The 15,184-nt window shown below is 49.5% G+C and carries 11 protein-coding genes and 1 tRNA gene; 2 read left to right on the forward strand and 10 right to left on the reverse strand.

Features of this window, described 5'->3' with window-relative positions:
- Nucleotides 1-118 precede the first annotated feature (118 nt).
- Entirely contained in the window at nt 119-430 is a 312-nt protein-coding gene (locus ACZ5ZZ_RS10125) for a hypothetical protein (protein ID WP_464117083.1), read from the reverse strand.
- A 2-nt stretch (nt 431-432) separates the two neighbouring features.
- Nucleotides 433-2,004: a L,D-transpeptidase family protein gene (locus ACZ5ZZ_RS10130; protein ID WP_464139207.1), complete on the reverse strand. Its 1,572-nt coding sequence runs from the start codon at nt 2,002-2,004 to the stop codon at nt 433-435.
- A gap of 263 nt (nt 2,005-2,267) precedes the next feature.
- Here ACZ5ZZ_RS10130 and ACZ5ZZ_RS10135 point away from each other — a divergent pair, with 263 nt between their 5' ends.
- Nucleotides 2,268-3,122, forward strand: a complete 855-nt coding sequence (locus ACZ5ZZ_RS10135; protein WP_464139209.1) for a S1 family peptidase — start codon at nt 2,268-2,270, stop codon at nt 3,120-3,122.
- Here ACZ5ZZ_RS10135 and ACZ5ZZ_RS10140 read toward each other — a convergent pair.
- Complete coding sequence (locus ACZ5ZZ_RS10140; protein ID WP_464139211.1) at nt 3,106-7,269, reverse strand: hypothetical protein; 4,164 nt, start codon at nt 7,267-7,269, stop codon at nt 3,106-3,108. The two genes, ACZ5ZZ_RS10135 and ACZ5ZZ_RS10140, sit on opposite strands and share 17 nt — an antisense overlap.
- 476 nt (nt 7,270-7,745) lie before the next feature.
- On the opposite strand from ACZ5ZZ_RS10140, the gene ACZ5ZZ_RS10145 reads away from it, so the two are divergent.
- Nucleotides 7,746-8,351: an outer membrane beta-barrel protein gene (locus ACZ5ZZ_RS10145; protein WP_464139213.1), complete on the forward strand. Its 606-nt coding sequence runs from the start codon at nt 7,746-7,748 to the stop codon at nt 8,349-8,351.
- 93 nt (nt 8,352-8,444) lie between these two features.
- Here the strand turns inward: ACZ5ZZ_RS10145 and ACZ5ZZ_RS10150 are convergent.
- From ACZ5ZZ_RS10150 to ACZ5ZZ_RS10180, 7 genes are all read right to left on the reverse strand, one after another.
- Nucleotides 8,445-8,518: transfer RNA gene (locus ACZ5ZZ_RS10150), tRNA-Cys, on the reverse strand.
- 64 nt (nt 8,519-8,582) lie between these two features.
- Nucleotides 8,583-10,034: an ATP-binding protein gene (locus ACZ5ZZ_RS10155; protein ID WP_464139214.1), complete on the reverse strand. Its 1,452-nt coding sequence runs from the start codon at nt 10,032-10,034 to the stop codon at nt 8,583-8,585.
- A gap of 87 nt (nt 10,035-10,121) precedes the next feature.
- The gene (locus ACZ5ZZ_RS10160; protein WP_464117091.1) at nt 10,122-11,000 is read right to left on the reverse strand and encodes a site-specific tyrosine recombinase; all 879 of its coding nucleotides are present in this window, start codon (nt 10,998-11,000) and stop codon (nt 10,122-10,124) included.
- A gap of 98 nt (nt 11,001-11,098) precedes the next feature.
- Nucleotides 11,099-11,752, reverse strand: coding sequence for a hypothetical protein (locus tag ACZ5ZZ_RS10165; RefSeq protein WP_464117092.1), 654 nt, complete (start codon nt 11,750-11,752; stop codon nt 11,099-11,101).
- A 117-nt stretch (nt 11,753-11,869) separates the two neighbouring features.
- Nucleotides 11,870-12,640, reverse strand: coding sequence for a hypothetical protein (locus ACZ5ZZ_RS10170; RefSeq protein WP_464117093.1), 771 nt, complete (start codon nt 12,638-12,640; stop codon nt 11,870-11,872).
- A 526-nt stretch (nt 12,641-13,166) separates the two neighbouring features.
- On the reverse strand, nt 13,167-14,330 hold the full coding sequence (locus ACZ5ZZ_RS10175; RefSeq protein ID WP_464130937.1) for a SpoIID/LytB domain-containing protein: 1,164 nt from the start codon (nt 14,328-14,330) through the stop codon (nt 13,167-13,169).
- Between the two features lie 97 nt (nt 14,331-14,427).
- Nucleotides 14,428-15,180 carry a slipin family protein gene (locus tag ACZ5ZZ_RS10180; protein ID WP_464117097.1) on the reverse strand — a complete coding sequence of 251 codons (753 nt, stop codon included), beginning with the start codon at nt 15,178-15,180 and terminating at the stop codon, nt 14,428-14,430.
- Nucleotides 15,181-15,184 lie beyond the last annotated feature (4 nt).

A 15,184-nucleotide genomic window follows, 5' to 3' on the forward strand; every position in this document is an offset into this window, starting at 1 on the left:
TGTCACCACTTGAAGGTTGAGGCGAAACAAGCTTCAAGTGTCGTTCGTTAATGAACTGAGATCAACCAAGTTCTGCGCTATAATACAACAAGCAGAAACAAACGTTTCTGCTTTGTGCTTACAAAATTACGTCAAGAATATGATTGCTGCCATTGACCTTTAGTTTTAACGGCACACGAGTTTCCTGACTTTCTGCAAGAATGTGCAGTTTCGCTTCAGGGAAGCTCATCAAATTCTTAATAATCAAAAGTTTCTGCACACCAGCCACTTTGACCATGGCTTCATTTTCGATGGCTTCAACGTGTTCTATGACACCCGTGATATAGAACTGTGAGGCCGCCGCAGCGCCCGTGCTTGTGGAGGCTCCCGCCGTGGCAGAAACCGAACCTGCGAATACAAAAAGACTTAAAGCCAAAAGATATTTTCCCATAGTTACCGTCCCAATCCTTTCACTTGTGATAAAATCAACTGATTATGTCCATAAACATCTTCAACAAAACGAATAACACCATCGGAGTTCATTTGTGAAGTTACAGGTACTAAATATACCGGCATTGGTTCTTTCAGATCCACACGCGTTTCGCGATCCACGGTCTGGCCTTCCTTAACCACGAAGTTTTCAATCTGCGGGCGGGACCATTGCGTGCCGGCAAGAAGGTATTCCGCCAGATCCAATGGTTTTTCCAATCGGACACAACCAGAGCTGCGCAAACGCTGAGCCTCACCGAACAAGTCCCTTTGATTGGTGTCATGCAGATAGATCGCGTAAGGATTGGTCATCATGAATTTCACCACTCCCAGGGCATTGTTATAGCTCGGCTTCTGCCGGATATAGAAGTTCACGCTAGAGGACTTGATCGACTTCCAGTTGATCGTCGTCGGATCGATGGTTTTGGTGAAGTCCGAAGTGAAAACTTCAAAACGGTTGTCCGTGAAGTACTTACGAATTCCCTTGGCATCAAGCTTCTTCAGAATTTCGACTTTATCGTTCAAAAAGACCGTTGGCGGGATCGTCCATGTCGGATTCATCACCAAATATGTGATACGATCACGCATTGTGGGTGTTTTTCTTTCCGCCGTCCCGTTAATGGCTTTGAAGCTCATGGAAACATTGTTCTTTTTGTCGATCATCATAAAATGTGAAAACGCCGTGTTCACGAAAATATGACGATCTTCCAACGTCTGCGGCAACCAGCGCAACTGTTCCATGTCCGCCTGAAGCTGACGAAGACGTTCCACAAGAGAAACACCAAAGAATCTCCATGTGCGCCCGCCCGGAGAAATCACCCCATCCGGTTTCATTTTCAGATTCAATTGAATATCATTGATTGCAATAAGCATATCCTGGTCAAAAACATCGTTCACGCTATCGATGCGATACCCCAGAAGACGCAGACGCTCTTTCAGCTTAATGATCACCGGATCTCGTTTCCCCAACGACAATGGCTTTTTAGCCGGAGTGATAGTTTCCCACTGCCCGGTTTGCAGCATGGGATAAAGTCTTTGCAGAGCATATCTTAAAGACTGATACACTGGCATCTGCGGCGCCAGCTTTTCCACCACGGTGCGGGCACTGCCCTGACTGCCAATCACAATCGAACGCAGTTGTTCCGCGCTGAGGAAATCTTTCTTTTTTAACTTAATATCAGGAGCCAAGCCCACAGGATTGACACTGCCACCGTGCACATCACGCAGGGCTTTGACATACATCCCAAGAATCTGGCGATAATCAAAATCAGATTCCAATGTTCCGCGAAGATAAGACTGTTCAAACTCGTCACCCCAATAAGCCGATGGGTTCAAGCCGTGCTCCCACAGACTTAACAGGGCTTCACGGATAGACGCCACACTGAGGCTGTCCACAGCCATCAGATAATTTATCGAGCTCTGATCTTGAGTCGCCACCATACCGGCACGAGCTGGTATCTGTGCTTTCGCAGCAGATGACCCTGCCAAGATCAAGGCGGTGATCGCAAATAACAAACGAACAGGTTGCTTATCCATCACTTCTCCTCGTCGTCGAAGGCAAATACAAGATCCTTGCCAGGATTCACCCTTAACAGAATTGGACTTGTGAGGCCCGCCGGGAAATAACTTCACTTAAATCCGTCACCCAGTGACATTTCTGGGGACGGTCAGCGCCCGCCTGTGATCAGAACTTCGACAGGATCCGGGCGCCAGAAGGGCTATAGCGCTCACCCACCCCCTCCGTTCCCGGCACAAAGATCGCACACTTAGAATTGGGGCTGTTAATGCCTTAGGACGCCATGAAAAGACTCTTAGTGCTTCTCTCACTTCTGATGATAAACTGCCAGGAAAGCCCACAAAGCTTAATGGGTCCGGCATTGGCTGTTTCTGAATCCCAGGGAATTATCGGTGGTTCGGTCGTTGCCCCTACAAACGAGCTTTCGCAAAGGGTTGTCAGCATCCGAACCTACTACAACACGCGAATTGAAATAATTAATGGTCAACCGGTGGAAATGAATGACGTCTTTCAGTGCACTGGTATTGCCTTAAACCGTCAACTGGTCCTGACAGCAGCACATTGCCTTATGAAGCCGGATAAATATCTGCGCACGGTTGAATACAAAGACAGCAATGGCAAACACCTGGCCTATGCTGAAGACACCTTTGTGACTCACAAGCTGTACAAAGACGGCAATCAGGACTTTGACTTTGGAATAATAAAATTGAAGAAACAACTACCTGACGACATCCTTATCACGCCCTTGCTAGACCGACCTGCGGTCTCCCTTAAACACATCCTTGCTGCCGGGTATGGTCGCACCAATGGCGTCTGGGCGGATGCCTCCGGTGATGGTGGCAACACCCTTCGCACCACAGAGCTTTCCATTGCAGAGTACTCGTTGAATGGAACCCGTTTCCGCGTGGATCAGACTCAAGGCAAAGGAATTTGCCAGGGTGATTCCGGTGGCCCGGCCTTTGCCCGAATTGACGGCAGACTTTATGTGGTGGGAATTGCATCGAAAACAACGCGCGCCTCGACTGAGCCTGCAACCGAACACACGGTTCGGTGCAACGACCAAGGCATCTATATCAACGTCTACAAACAGTTCGGCGAGATCGTCGCTCTGGCTCACAGCCTTACTGAGGAACAATAAAGGTCGGCGTCTTATATCCCGTACTACCCAAAGCCGCTGATCCATTCAAGTTGCTGCCCCAGCATTTCAGGACATTCGACGTTGTCACCGCGCAGGTGTAATATTCTCCCGCAGCGACATCCTTGTAGGTGGTGCCCGCATCAACCACCACAGGACTTGCTGAGTTCACTCCTGTCCCGTCCCCCAGTTGCCCCACAGAATTATCCCCCCAGCACTTCAGGACACCAGCGACCGTAATGGCGCAGGCGTGATTGTAACCAGCAGAAACTTTCTTGTAATCCACGCCGGGATCCCATTGCGCCTGCACACCATCAGATGTTCTATAGTAGGCCAATTTGTTGGCTTCCGTGATTCCGTAAATCGTTCCACCCGACCAACTAACAGCGTAGGCATCCACGGATTTAAATTTTTCATTTAAAGTCACTGCTATTCCGGGGTTCCCCACCATAAAGCCATAGACAAGATCCCCGTCTGGAGTCAACGCGGCCGCACCACCCTTTTTGCAGCTGATGTCTTTATAGGTCGCCGTTGGACTTATCACATCCACCGCTGTGGCGTTGTTGTTTCCAGGATAAAGAATTTCAATTTTCCCACTGGCCGTCAGAGCACAGTTGCTGGAAACCTTGGTGTAGGTCTTGGTCGAATCCAAAGGAATATTATTCAGATTTTCCTTAACCAAACCCACGATCTTTCCATCATCACGCAAAGCAAAATTTCCCGCCACTTGCGTGAAGCTGCCAACGGCGGACTTCAGCGGCGCATTCAAATATCTTCCCCATGCCTTGGAACCCCAGCAATAGACTTCTGAAGTGTCCGTCAGCGCACAAACACTGTCGATATTTGCTGCCACAGCCTGGAAGGATCTATGAGAGGCCACCACAGGACTGCGCAGAATGTCCCCTTGAGGATCCCCCAAGGCTCCTTCGGCATTTCCCCACTTCGATGAGAGGATATAGTAAGAATAGCGACATCGTAACAGCCCGGTCACACTTTCAATGGCGCACATGGTATAGCGGCCAAAATCAAAAGCGGAGTACTTGTAAGAGTCATAGGGGGAATACGTCGAAGATAAATACGTCCCCTGGCAATTCAAATTCCCCGCGGCATCAAACCCACAGCCGTTCCCGTCAATATCAAGCTTGAAGTGACTGCTATTATCAGCATAATTCATATAGAATGGAGAGGAATAGCTGCTATCCCCAAAACCACAGTAAACTTTTCCATCCAAGCGTCTTGCACAGGCCGACGACGCATAGACACTCTCGACGGAGTCATAAAGGTTGCCAGGATCCGCATCTTCAAAGGCCCACGAAGATCCTTGGCATTTCAAGACATTGGCGCTGGTGACACCGCACATGCGACCTTCATCACTTATTGAAACATCAAGGTAAGTTGTTCCCGGATCAACAATACCTCCATTGCAATAGAAAGATCCATCCGGAGTGCCATTCAGGGAGCTTGCAGTGATACCACAGTTCTGCACGATCTTTGAGAATCTATACCCTCCAGGCCCGGTTTCCATCGCCCCTTTATTCAAATAGGAACCATCCGAGCTCAGCCCAGTGACAGTGCCATCTTCTGCCAAGGCAACAAAGCCTCCAGGCCCGCCCGTGTTGGCACTGATGGCATGGATCTCTTTATACGAAGTCCCCGCATCCACAGTTGTCACCGGACGATAAAAACCCCAACACTTGATCGTTCCACCTTTGGTCACCCCACAGGCTGAGGTCCATCCCATCGCAATACTTTTAAATCCACTGTCAGCGGCCGGATCATGCAATAACTGCCGGGCAATTTGTTTGTCCACGTTAACATTCACCCCAGCACCATCCGCCTGGGAAATTCCAACCTGCAAGATCTTACTGCCGACGCTGTTGATGTGCTGATAAGAAATGCTGGCACTGAGCGATCCCGCAGGGATCGTCACAGAACCCGTCAATGGAAGATTATGATCCACACCCACCTGTGCCTTCGAAAACGCGGGCAGAGTGTCGTAGGTAACCTGCACCGGCGTCGTAGAGATTCTATCCAAAGTAAAATTCAATTGATGGGTGGTGGCACCTGACGTCTTATCAACATACTCCTGCGCAAAGGCCACTGAGACTTTAATCGGATTTACAATGGCATAGGACAGACTGTCGACCTGTGCACTAGTATTTCCGGCGGCATCCGTCACATACCCCGCCTTCAATCTTATGCCCACCTGACCTAGCAAAGCCGTACAACCGGTCACAGAAACCCAAGGATCGCCAGACAGAACACATCCTGTGAGATTTGTTCCGAACAACTCCATTTTGCTGGAATCCACCGTATCCATCCAACTTCTTTGCACTTCCCAAAGGAAGCTTGTTGAAGCGTCGCCTTCCCCTGAATTAGATCTTACGATCGCTAAAGTAGGCGCGGTGTTGTCCAAAACAAATCCGGACGAAGAAACAGCATCTGCCGCCGCGTTCCCTGCCGGGTTGGAGGCACTGGTCAAGGACACTTGCAGCCCAACACTGGGAGCATCCCCAGAACATCCAGTGAGCTTCACTTTTTTGATAACATCCGAATCTGAAGTGATGGCAACACTGCACCCCAAGGTTGAAAGTGGATCTCCGTTACCATCAATCAATGTTATTTTTGCTGCTGTCAAATCGACAGTTGTCCCCGCTGAGTACGTCACAGTAAAGACAAACTCTTTACTGGAATTTCCGATGGTGGGCGTGGGATCTGAAACCGCAATCGACGGAGGAGTGTTGGCCACGGCCGCAGAAGTCGAAGGACCAGCCGCCGAGAAGATGACGCCACTGCCATTAACAGCCGTACCCGGCGGAATCGCAATCATCACCGTCCCATCCCCAGTACAGCCCGTCACGACCACTTTCTTATGTTGTCCATCCATCGCATCTACACGCACTGTGCAGTCCTGAGTCGCCGTTCCTGACAACATCACATCCGACGCGGATAAGCTGATAGAAGCCGCATCGGGATAATGGATAACCCAGGCAAGTTCAGTCGTTGAGCTTCCCACCGCCGGGCTTGGAGCCGCGATCTGCGGAACCGGCATCTGACCTAGATTTTTAAAGCTCCAAAAGTATTCCTGCGTACCCCCGGCATCCACATACTCAATACGAATTGTGTTGGGACCGATGGGAAATTGGGCCGGATCAGACAAGTCCAAGGCTAGGGAAAAATGATTTCCACTGCAAACGGCGGTTGCCGACTGGTATCCGCCCGCGCCCAGATTTTTCACCTGCACCGTCGCGCCATTGTCCGCGCAGTACCCCATCAAAGTGAAGTTAGACAACTGGTCTAGATAGTGGCCAGCAAAAGGTGTGTTGTAGATTTGCAAATCCCCATCATTAGGTTTACGCCCCTCCAGGAAAGAATGAAAGGCCTTGGCGTTATCCGCCACAATCGCAGGTCCCACTGAATAGATCAGCGGTGTCATCGCCGCAGGAACCACGGGCACCGTGGTTTCACCCACTTTAATAGAATTCACATAGGCCGTAACAACTTTGGTGGCCTGATCCACCTCGCAGCCAAAATAGCTATCAACAGAAATAGGGAATGAACTCACGACACGGACCGGAGGCAATGTTCCCATGGCGTAACTCATAAAGTCCCCGACATAGAAACCGACGTCCCCATTCGATGCATAATCCACAACACATCCCACCAGATTATAATCCGGGACCCCGCCCACCGTTTCAATTCTTGCATAGGGAACAATGGCATGAAACTGCTTGCTGCCGGCTGGGGCCGTTATGCGAATGGATGTTTCAAGATAAACTTTTGCAAGCCCTTCAATATTTGGATTCGCAACAATCATCGACGAATTCGCTGCCCCACTTAACTGCTTGTCTGTCAGTTGAGTTGGCATCGATAATACATCTCGGACCCACCAGCGACTTAAAAGATCGGTCGTCAGCAATTGATTGGCGCGATTAAAATCATCATGAAAAAATGGTGGATTCACATCCACAGGAAAGACACAGTCCGCAGGACCACACGTTGTGTTGTTACCACCATCGTCGCCACCGGGATCTGGTTGTGTGGGATCTGCGATGACCTCCGTTAATAAATTCCAGCTCTCAGCTTTCAGGGAGCAAGCCGGAAAACAAAAGAGCGACAACAGGATGGTAATTAAATATCTGTTAAACACGTGCAGATCTCCCGACAATAATTCACTTATCGGGAGAAAAATCGCACAGATGAAGACGTTCGCCCCACCTCAAAAGCGATATCCGATCGCATTTGAAAGAGGAACAGCACCAAAGAGCCTCAGTTGGTCCTGAACGAAGAAGCTTAGGCACTTAACAATAATGAACCCATAACGAGATCCCAGACCTCCGTAAAGATCTCGCCGCCACGTAGACGATGATGTCCTTATGTTTGGTGTGGTGAAGTGTCCACGGTGATTTTTTGTCTCAGATTGGTTTCTTATAAAATGCCGTACATGGTTGGAAAGAGATGACTTTCTTAACTTGAGGCGTGAGTTGTTTTTTTGCCTCTCACATTCTCACATTTTTCTTTCCTAAAGTTAAAAGTGAAAGGAAACGAGCTGTTGCCTGAAAGAGAGTTGGTCCAAGGTGGACCGACCGCACTGGAAAAACTGGAAAGAAATAATAGGGAGGTTTTATGAACAGATATGTTGGAATATACGGCGCTATCGGAGCATTGGTGATCGGCGTGTTGATGAGCTTGCAGAGTCAGGCCGGTGTTTTAGTGGAGCCTTTTGTTGGCTATGATCAGGAAAAAATTGAAGCCACCCCCACTGTTGGGTCGGACTTCACCGTGACCAACAAGGGTCTTAACTACGGAGCCCGACTGGGGTATCGCTTCAGTCAGGGATTGTGGCTGGCCGGTGAATACACATTGGGTCATGGTGATTCCGAAAGCAGTCAGGCGGGAGCCTCGTCTTCAACCTATACCAAGAGCATTGCGGGTGCCGTGATTGGATATGACGTGAATAGATTCCGCTTCTGGGGTGGATATGGGTTCTCGGCAAAGAGCACTGTGAAAGACGACAGCGGGGAAACAGATTTCACCGGAACTGTTTTGAAAGTGGGGGCTGGATACAAAGCTCTGAACAGACTTTCGCTTAATTTGGAATACGTCATTCCAAATTTTAATGAGTTTGAAGCTGGCGGCATCAAGGGGGACATCTCTACGGTCTTCTCGAAGTTTGATTCTTCGGCGGTAAGTCTGTCTTTGAGTTTCCCGTTTGATCTTTCCGGCAAATAATATTCAATCACTGACGTCGCTGAGGCCGGGGCCTTGGCGACCCGTCAGAGCAAGGGCCTTGAAACGAAAAAACCCGCATAAAGCGGGTTTATTTGGAGGTGAGTAGCAGATTTGAACTGCTGTAGAGGCTTTTGCAGAGCCTTGCCTAACCCCTCGGCCAACTCACCGTCGAAGGAAGGTTAAAACTAATCTTTCCGTCCTTTTCTGTCAACGCCAAACACCTGGCCTTCCCTAGCATCCAAGACGTTTTAATGCTTCAAATGGCAGATGAGTGATCTTCAAAGCCTCTTCCACATGCAGTGGATGCAGTTTTTCCGCCCTCATCAGGTCCGCAAGACTTCTTGCGACTCGAAGCGTCGCAAGCTCCCGACGACGCGAGGAAAGCTCTTTCGGGAAAAGTTCTCGCATATAAAAACTGGGAAGGTCCTGGGTCAGTTCATCCCAGCTCCAACGAGCCGCCACTTTATGGAAGCGCGAATCTTTCTTGGCCATCCCTGCCCTGAACTGTCGAGCCTCCTCCAGTTCTTGAAGTAAACTTTGCCCCGTGATCGTACTGCCCTCCTCACGTTTGCGAGTAAAGAAAGTGACCTGGAAGCGATCCACCAGAGGTCCTGACAATCGTTCCATATAAGACTGACACTTCTTGATCGAACGCCCACAGATCACACGCGAGTTCGGCACCCAATCACCACAAGGACACAGGTTTGTCGTGGCAATCACCAGCGCTTCAGCGGGATGTTCCTCCACATAACGGCCACGGCGAATGCGAATCCGAAAGTCTTCCATCGGTTCACGCAAGGCCTCTTGAGCCCGGGTGTGAAACTCCAGCAACTCATCAAGCACCATCATTCCCTTATGGGCTCGCGTGATATCGCCTTTAAAAGGAGGCACACCCCCACCAATCAAGCCGAGGGGTGTCGTTGAATGATGGGGATGCACCAAAGGACGCCAGCTTAAAGGAGCCTCGCTGCCACCCTTGTTATTCTGTCTGATTTCATGCATTTCTTTTTGCGTCGGTGCCTGCAAAAGCGAATGGAGGCTTTTGGCGATGGTGCTTTTCCCCGACCCCGCAGGCCCAGCGAGCAGCACAGAGTGTTCCCCCAGGGCCACAAGCTTCAGCAACTTCGCCTGACGTTCCGGGAACTCCAGATCAAGCCCAAAAGAAGGGCGCTCCAACACATACTCTCGCGGCGACAGTGGTACAATTTCGGGCTGACTGACATCCTTCAGTTCCTGCAAACGCCATCTTGTGAACGGAGCCTTATTATCAAGCCCCGTCCCTGTCCAAATCTGCAAAGCTTCTTCCGGGTCAAAGTCCTCCATCAGATCTTCTGGCTCGAAGACCTCGCCCCCTAACGAAAGTTCTCCATACACAAATGCCTCGTTACTGTCTGGTTTGGGAATTTGCTCGGTCTCCCACAGAATCCCCAAGGCCACAGCCAATTCCAGACCGCGCGAAGTTTTTTTAAGATGCGAAGGGCGCAGGTTCACCAGAATCTGCTGTGCCTTAGGAAACTCAAAGCCCTGATTCCGAATGGCACTTTTAATGCGATGGATGCTTTCTTTGATGGCCTGATCCGGAAGCCCTAAAAACTGGATTTGCGGCAAGCCTGCGACAAAGCTAAGTTCAACTTCAACCGGCACCAGACGATCATGATTGCGAATAAGAGATTTTATTTTCATAGCGACGGGCGAAAAAGCAAGAACAGCCCCGTCTTCAAAAGACAATAAAAAAGGCCTTCACTGGGAAGGCCTTCGGGTTCCGGACAATTACTTATCCGCCTCCACCATCTGCGACAGCGGATGATGTTCTTCGATGGTTTTGGTCATCGTGTGGGTGGTGACATTCGTATAAATCTGCGTTGTCTGGATGCTTGCATGTCCCAACAACATCTGAATCGAGCGCAAATCCGCGCCACTTTCCAGAAGAGCCGTGGCACAACCATGACGGAATCTATGCGGATTTACAGGCTCATCAAAGCCCGCGCGAGCCGACCAGGCCGCAAGCCATCTCCACACATCCACGCGTGAAGGTCTGTGCCCGCGATCGTTGATCAAAATGGAAGGACCATTTTCTTTCATCAGGGAAGGGCGATGCTCTTTCAAATACGTGGTCAGATTATCCGCTAGTTTTTCAGTCAGCGGCACAAGGCGTTCCTTGTTGCCTTTTCCCAGCACCTTGATCCAACGGTCTGTCTGGTTAAAGTCCACAACGTTCAAAGCAATCAATTCCGACACACGGCAACCCAGGCCGTACAGGAACAGCAGTGTCAGTTGATTGCGTGCGGTCTTCACCGGGTCATTGACTTCAGCGGCATCAAAAAGTTTCTGGAACTCTTGCGGCGTCAGAACTTTTGGCAAACCCACTTTGACTTTAGGTGGACGAAGTTCTCTCAACTCCGGACACTTCATCCCGCGGGTTTCACAAAACTTAAAGTAAGTGCGTAAAGACGAAATCACCCGCGCCTGAGAGCGAGTGGAGAGGTTGTGTTTTTTCATGAATTCGTAAAAACCAGGCACTGATTTATTGTTTTTACGGTACTCAATATAAAGCTCCAGATCGCGACGATAAGCCATCACCGTATTCTGGGAGCGTCCTCGTACATTTTGCAGTTCATCAAAGAAGTCGATCCAAAGAGGTAGTTCCATACCCCTATTAGACCCAGACTTTCATCCAAGCGCAAGAAATAAAAAACCCCGAGGCATAAACCCGGGGCTTGGTGATTCCTAACTGAATTAAGACAAACTTAGTTGAATTCGCCGTAGAAGTTATTGGAGCAAGTCACACCATTCACACTCACGATGCGCACCACACCCCACAAGCGAGATCCACCAGAGATCAGACCCATTGGACTGGGAGCTTCAATTCGCATCACAATCGAACCGTTGGTCGTAATCAGATCCGGTACCAAAATGTTCTGACCATCTGAGTAACCGCCCACTTGTCCCTGAGAGCCCATGTATCCCACTGTGCGGGTTTGCAGAGAGTAAGTGCCCGCAGCAATTGTACAGTTGCTCGCCAAAGTCTGTGAATACGGCTGGTAATCATAGATCGCACGACTCACCACCATCTGCCCCTGGACTGCGATCGGACCGCTGTACCATTTGTAGGGGCTGCCTGTGGAGGTGTTGCTGATCAAGCCCGACTGAGCGACCATCTGCATATTCTGCAACACGATGCTGGAATCAGCCGCTTGCGAAGTAAAGGTCGTCAAAACCACCGGTTGGTTGATCGAGCCGCAGGATTGCTGCAAGCAGTTCCAACCAACATTGGCGTTCGTACCGCCACCGCCGCCGCCCTTTCCGCAAGCCGCCAAGGCCAATACCATTCCCAGCGCTGCGAAAGCTCGTGTGAAACTCATTGCTGGAAAACTTAAAGTTTTTTTGTTAAGTCTTTCCATGTTCTCTCTCCTGTTTTTCCGGTTTAAAATCTCTCTTTATTAAAGTCTAAATCTAAATTCTCAATCCACTTCAGCTTCCGCGCCCGCAGGCGCTGCAGCTCTGTCGGCAGGGGCCGATTATTTAAACGCTGCGGATACCACCAAGCCTGAGAATGTTCCAAGCTTTCTGTAACCGTCTGCTGGATAAGGACTTGTTTTGTTCATCACAGCAGAAGCGCGGCAGTTGTAAGGACCAGAGCGGATGTACCAGCATTTTCTGTACGGAGACTGCTGCACATAAGACTGACCAAAGTTCTTGTAGTAAACAGAGCCAGACACTGTACTGGAACCCTGACCGTCACCCTGGTTTACAACTTTATCGATAACCACCACAATCGCGCCGTATTGATCCTGGAAGAAGCCGTTGAAAACTGTTTTGCCGTTGTAAGTGAACCATCTGTTGTATTCAGCTTCCAACATGTTGTTATCCTGCAAGCCACTCATTTTCGCATTTGTGCCCATACCAGAATCAAAAGTACCAGTATAAGTGTAGCCAGTATCCACATAAGAAAGCTTCACAGTGCCGCCATAACGGTTGTTACCCACGTTTTCCAAATCAATCGTCAACTTATAGTTGCTTGGATTGTTCAGGGGACGAATACCTACATAAGAGTTCATTTCCGCGAAAGACACTGGTACGAAATCAACCACGTTGCCGCCGGAAGTTGAACCGGAAGAAGTACCGCCTCCATCTGGAGCTGCTGGAGCTTCGCCACCAACACCGCCATCATAAACAGGCTGATTTGTATTGTTAGATCCAGTCTGGAACTGATTGCTCTTGCCACAACCTACGCCCATCAAAGAGAACGCCGCCAGCAGGAAGATCAGTTTAGAGTTGAATGTTTTCATATCAGCCTCACTTAAAAGGTCCGGTTGTTTGATGGACCTCTCACAGTGACTCTATTGCGATGCTTGTGCCAACATGCCAAGCCTTGCAAAAGCAATGTAAGTATATGTTATTACATGGAATATTCATCCATCCCGGACTGATACAAAATAAACAAAGCGTCTAATGTCTGCGGCAGGTGCGCAAAAGGGGCACCACTGTCACATCTTGATATGCCTAAAACTTCGACGAAAAACCAAATATTTAAGATTTTTCCTCATCTTACCGAAATGGGATGTATCAAACTTAAAAAAGGATTTTACGATGACAGTGACAGCGACAAATGCATTGATTCTGGGCGCAGTCTTCATGTTCGCCGCCCGCGTATTTTTGGCTTTCTAATTTTGAGGCCTTGAATTTTTTCTTGAAAGAGACTCTCTTGCAGAGCTCTTTTTCCTTTTATCCCGCGAGCAACTCCTGGCCCACCTTCTTCGGCTGACTTCTAATTCTCAAACAAACAGACCTAACCGATATTCCGCCCGCAATGCTTTACTGCAGCTTTGCCAGTGGATAATAGTGCTTCAGGATTTGTTTGTAAGTGTACCCTTTTTGCCCCAGTGAGCGACTCCCCCACTGACACAGACCCACCCCGTGACCGAAGCCGCGGCCCTGAAACAAAAACTCTTCACCTTGTTTTTTCATTTCAAACAAAGCACTGCGCAGATCCTGAAATCCCAGGGACTGTCGGAAGTCATTGGCTGACAAAACTTTTTCAGGGCTGCCATTGAAGGCCACACGCACGGATTGCACGCGCTGATCCTGCGGGTTTCTGACGAACTCGATGCTATCAAAATCAGTCACGCGCAGACGCTTTTTCAGATCTTCCTTGCTTAAGGTCAGCTTCCACTGGCCACGGGGATTGGTCGGGCACGAACTGTCCACGACGATGCCGGTGTTCACGCCATAGTTCCAGACATTCTTGGAGGTCGTCGTTTTACCTCCGCAATCAGAATGATAGAAGGCCTTCAAAACACGGCTTTTTGGATCCCACAACTTGATCCCTTTTGTTTCCTCAACGGCCTGCATGGCTTTTTGAATTAAAGGACTTGTGCGGTCTTCAGCGACCACATGACGGAAGACCTGATCCAAAACACTGCTTTCCAGATGATAAGCCTTGTCTTTGCGTTCATTGATGACCGCCAAAGCATAGGATCTTGCCGCGATGGCTTGAGCCTTCAGGGTTTCCAGTGGCCAGGCTAAGGGCATTTCGCTGGCAAGAACTCCCACGACATATTCATCCAGCGGCATGACGCCCACAACATCCACCATGCCAGCGTTCATGCTCAGCAAGACCCGCGACGGAAGTGCTTGCGAGCCAATGCGGATATTGTCCCCCTGGATCAGAAGGTACTTGTCTGTGAAAAGATGTTCGCTGGCTTTGCTGTTGGTGCGCAACGCCCAGATTTTTTTCCCATCCTTATGCAACACACGCACTTCAGCCAACGCGTCCTGCGGTATCGCCACCGGGCGGAAATTCTGAGTCAGATTCTGAAAGCGAAGCCCCAAACCGGAGATCTGAACTTTGGAAGAAAGAGATTTTAATCGCACTCGCACCAAAGGAGCACCCGTGTCCGAGACAACAGAAGAATGCACGTCAGAAACAAAGCCGACGAAGACCATGATGAAAGTCAAAGATGCCCATACTAGCTTCACTGCCAAACTCCGTCCGTAGAGTTTTTGAAAATAAAAAGGGACAAAGCATCCGGCCTTGTCCCTTTTATTTAACCAACAATGGTCCAGCGATTAAAGTCTAGTTTTCCTTTTTCGCCATTTCCACGAAGGGCTTAATGATGTCTAGCGGCAAAGGGAATAGGATCGTATTCGTCTTATCACCCGCAATTTCGGTCAAAGTCTGCAAATAAGCCAACTGCAATGCTGAAGGAGACCCTGCCAAAGTGTTGGAAGCCTCTTGAAGCTTCTGCGCACGCTGCACTTCCCCGTCCGCAGAAATGACTTTGGCACGGCGTTCACGCTCGGCTTCCGCCTCACGCGCCATGGCTCTTTGCATTTCTTTGGGAAGGTCGATCTGCTTGACTTCCACCATGGTGACTTTAATACCCCAGGATTCTGTCGCTTTATCCAAGATCACCTGCAAAGCCGCATTGATCTTGTCACGATGTTCAAGCACGTCGTCCAGATAGTACTGACCCATCACAGAACGCAAAGTTGTCTGTGCCAACTGGCTGGTTGCAAAGTAGTAGTCCTCAATCTTCGTGATTGCCTCCATCGGGGAAACCACTTTGAAGTACACCACCGCATTCACCTGCATGGATACGTTGTCTTTTGTGATCACGTCCTGAGGCTGCACATCCATCGTGATGGTGCGAGTGTCGATCTTGATCATTCGTTCGATGAACGGGATCAACAGGATCAAACCAGGTCCGCGCACACCCACGGCTTTACCCAGACGCAAAACCACACCACGCTCCCAGTCATTCAGGATCTTGATCATCGAGCTGCCGACGATACCACCGATCACAATCAGGCCAATTATAAATTCCATTATT

Source organism: Bdellovibrio sp. HM001, from assembly GCF_055397275.1.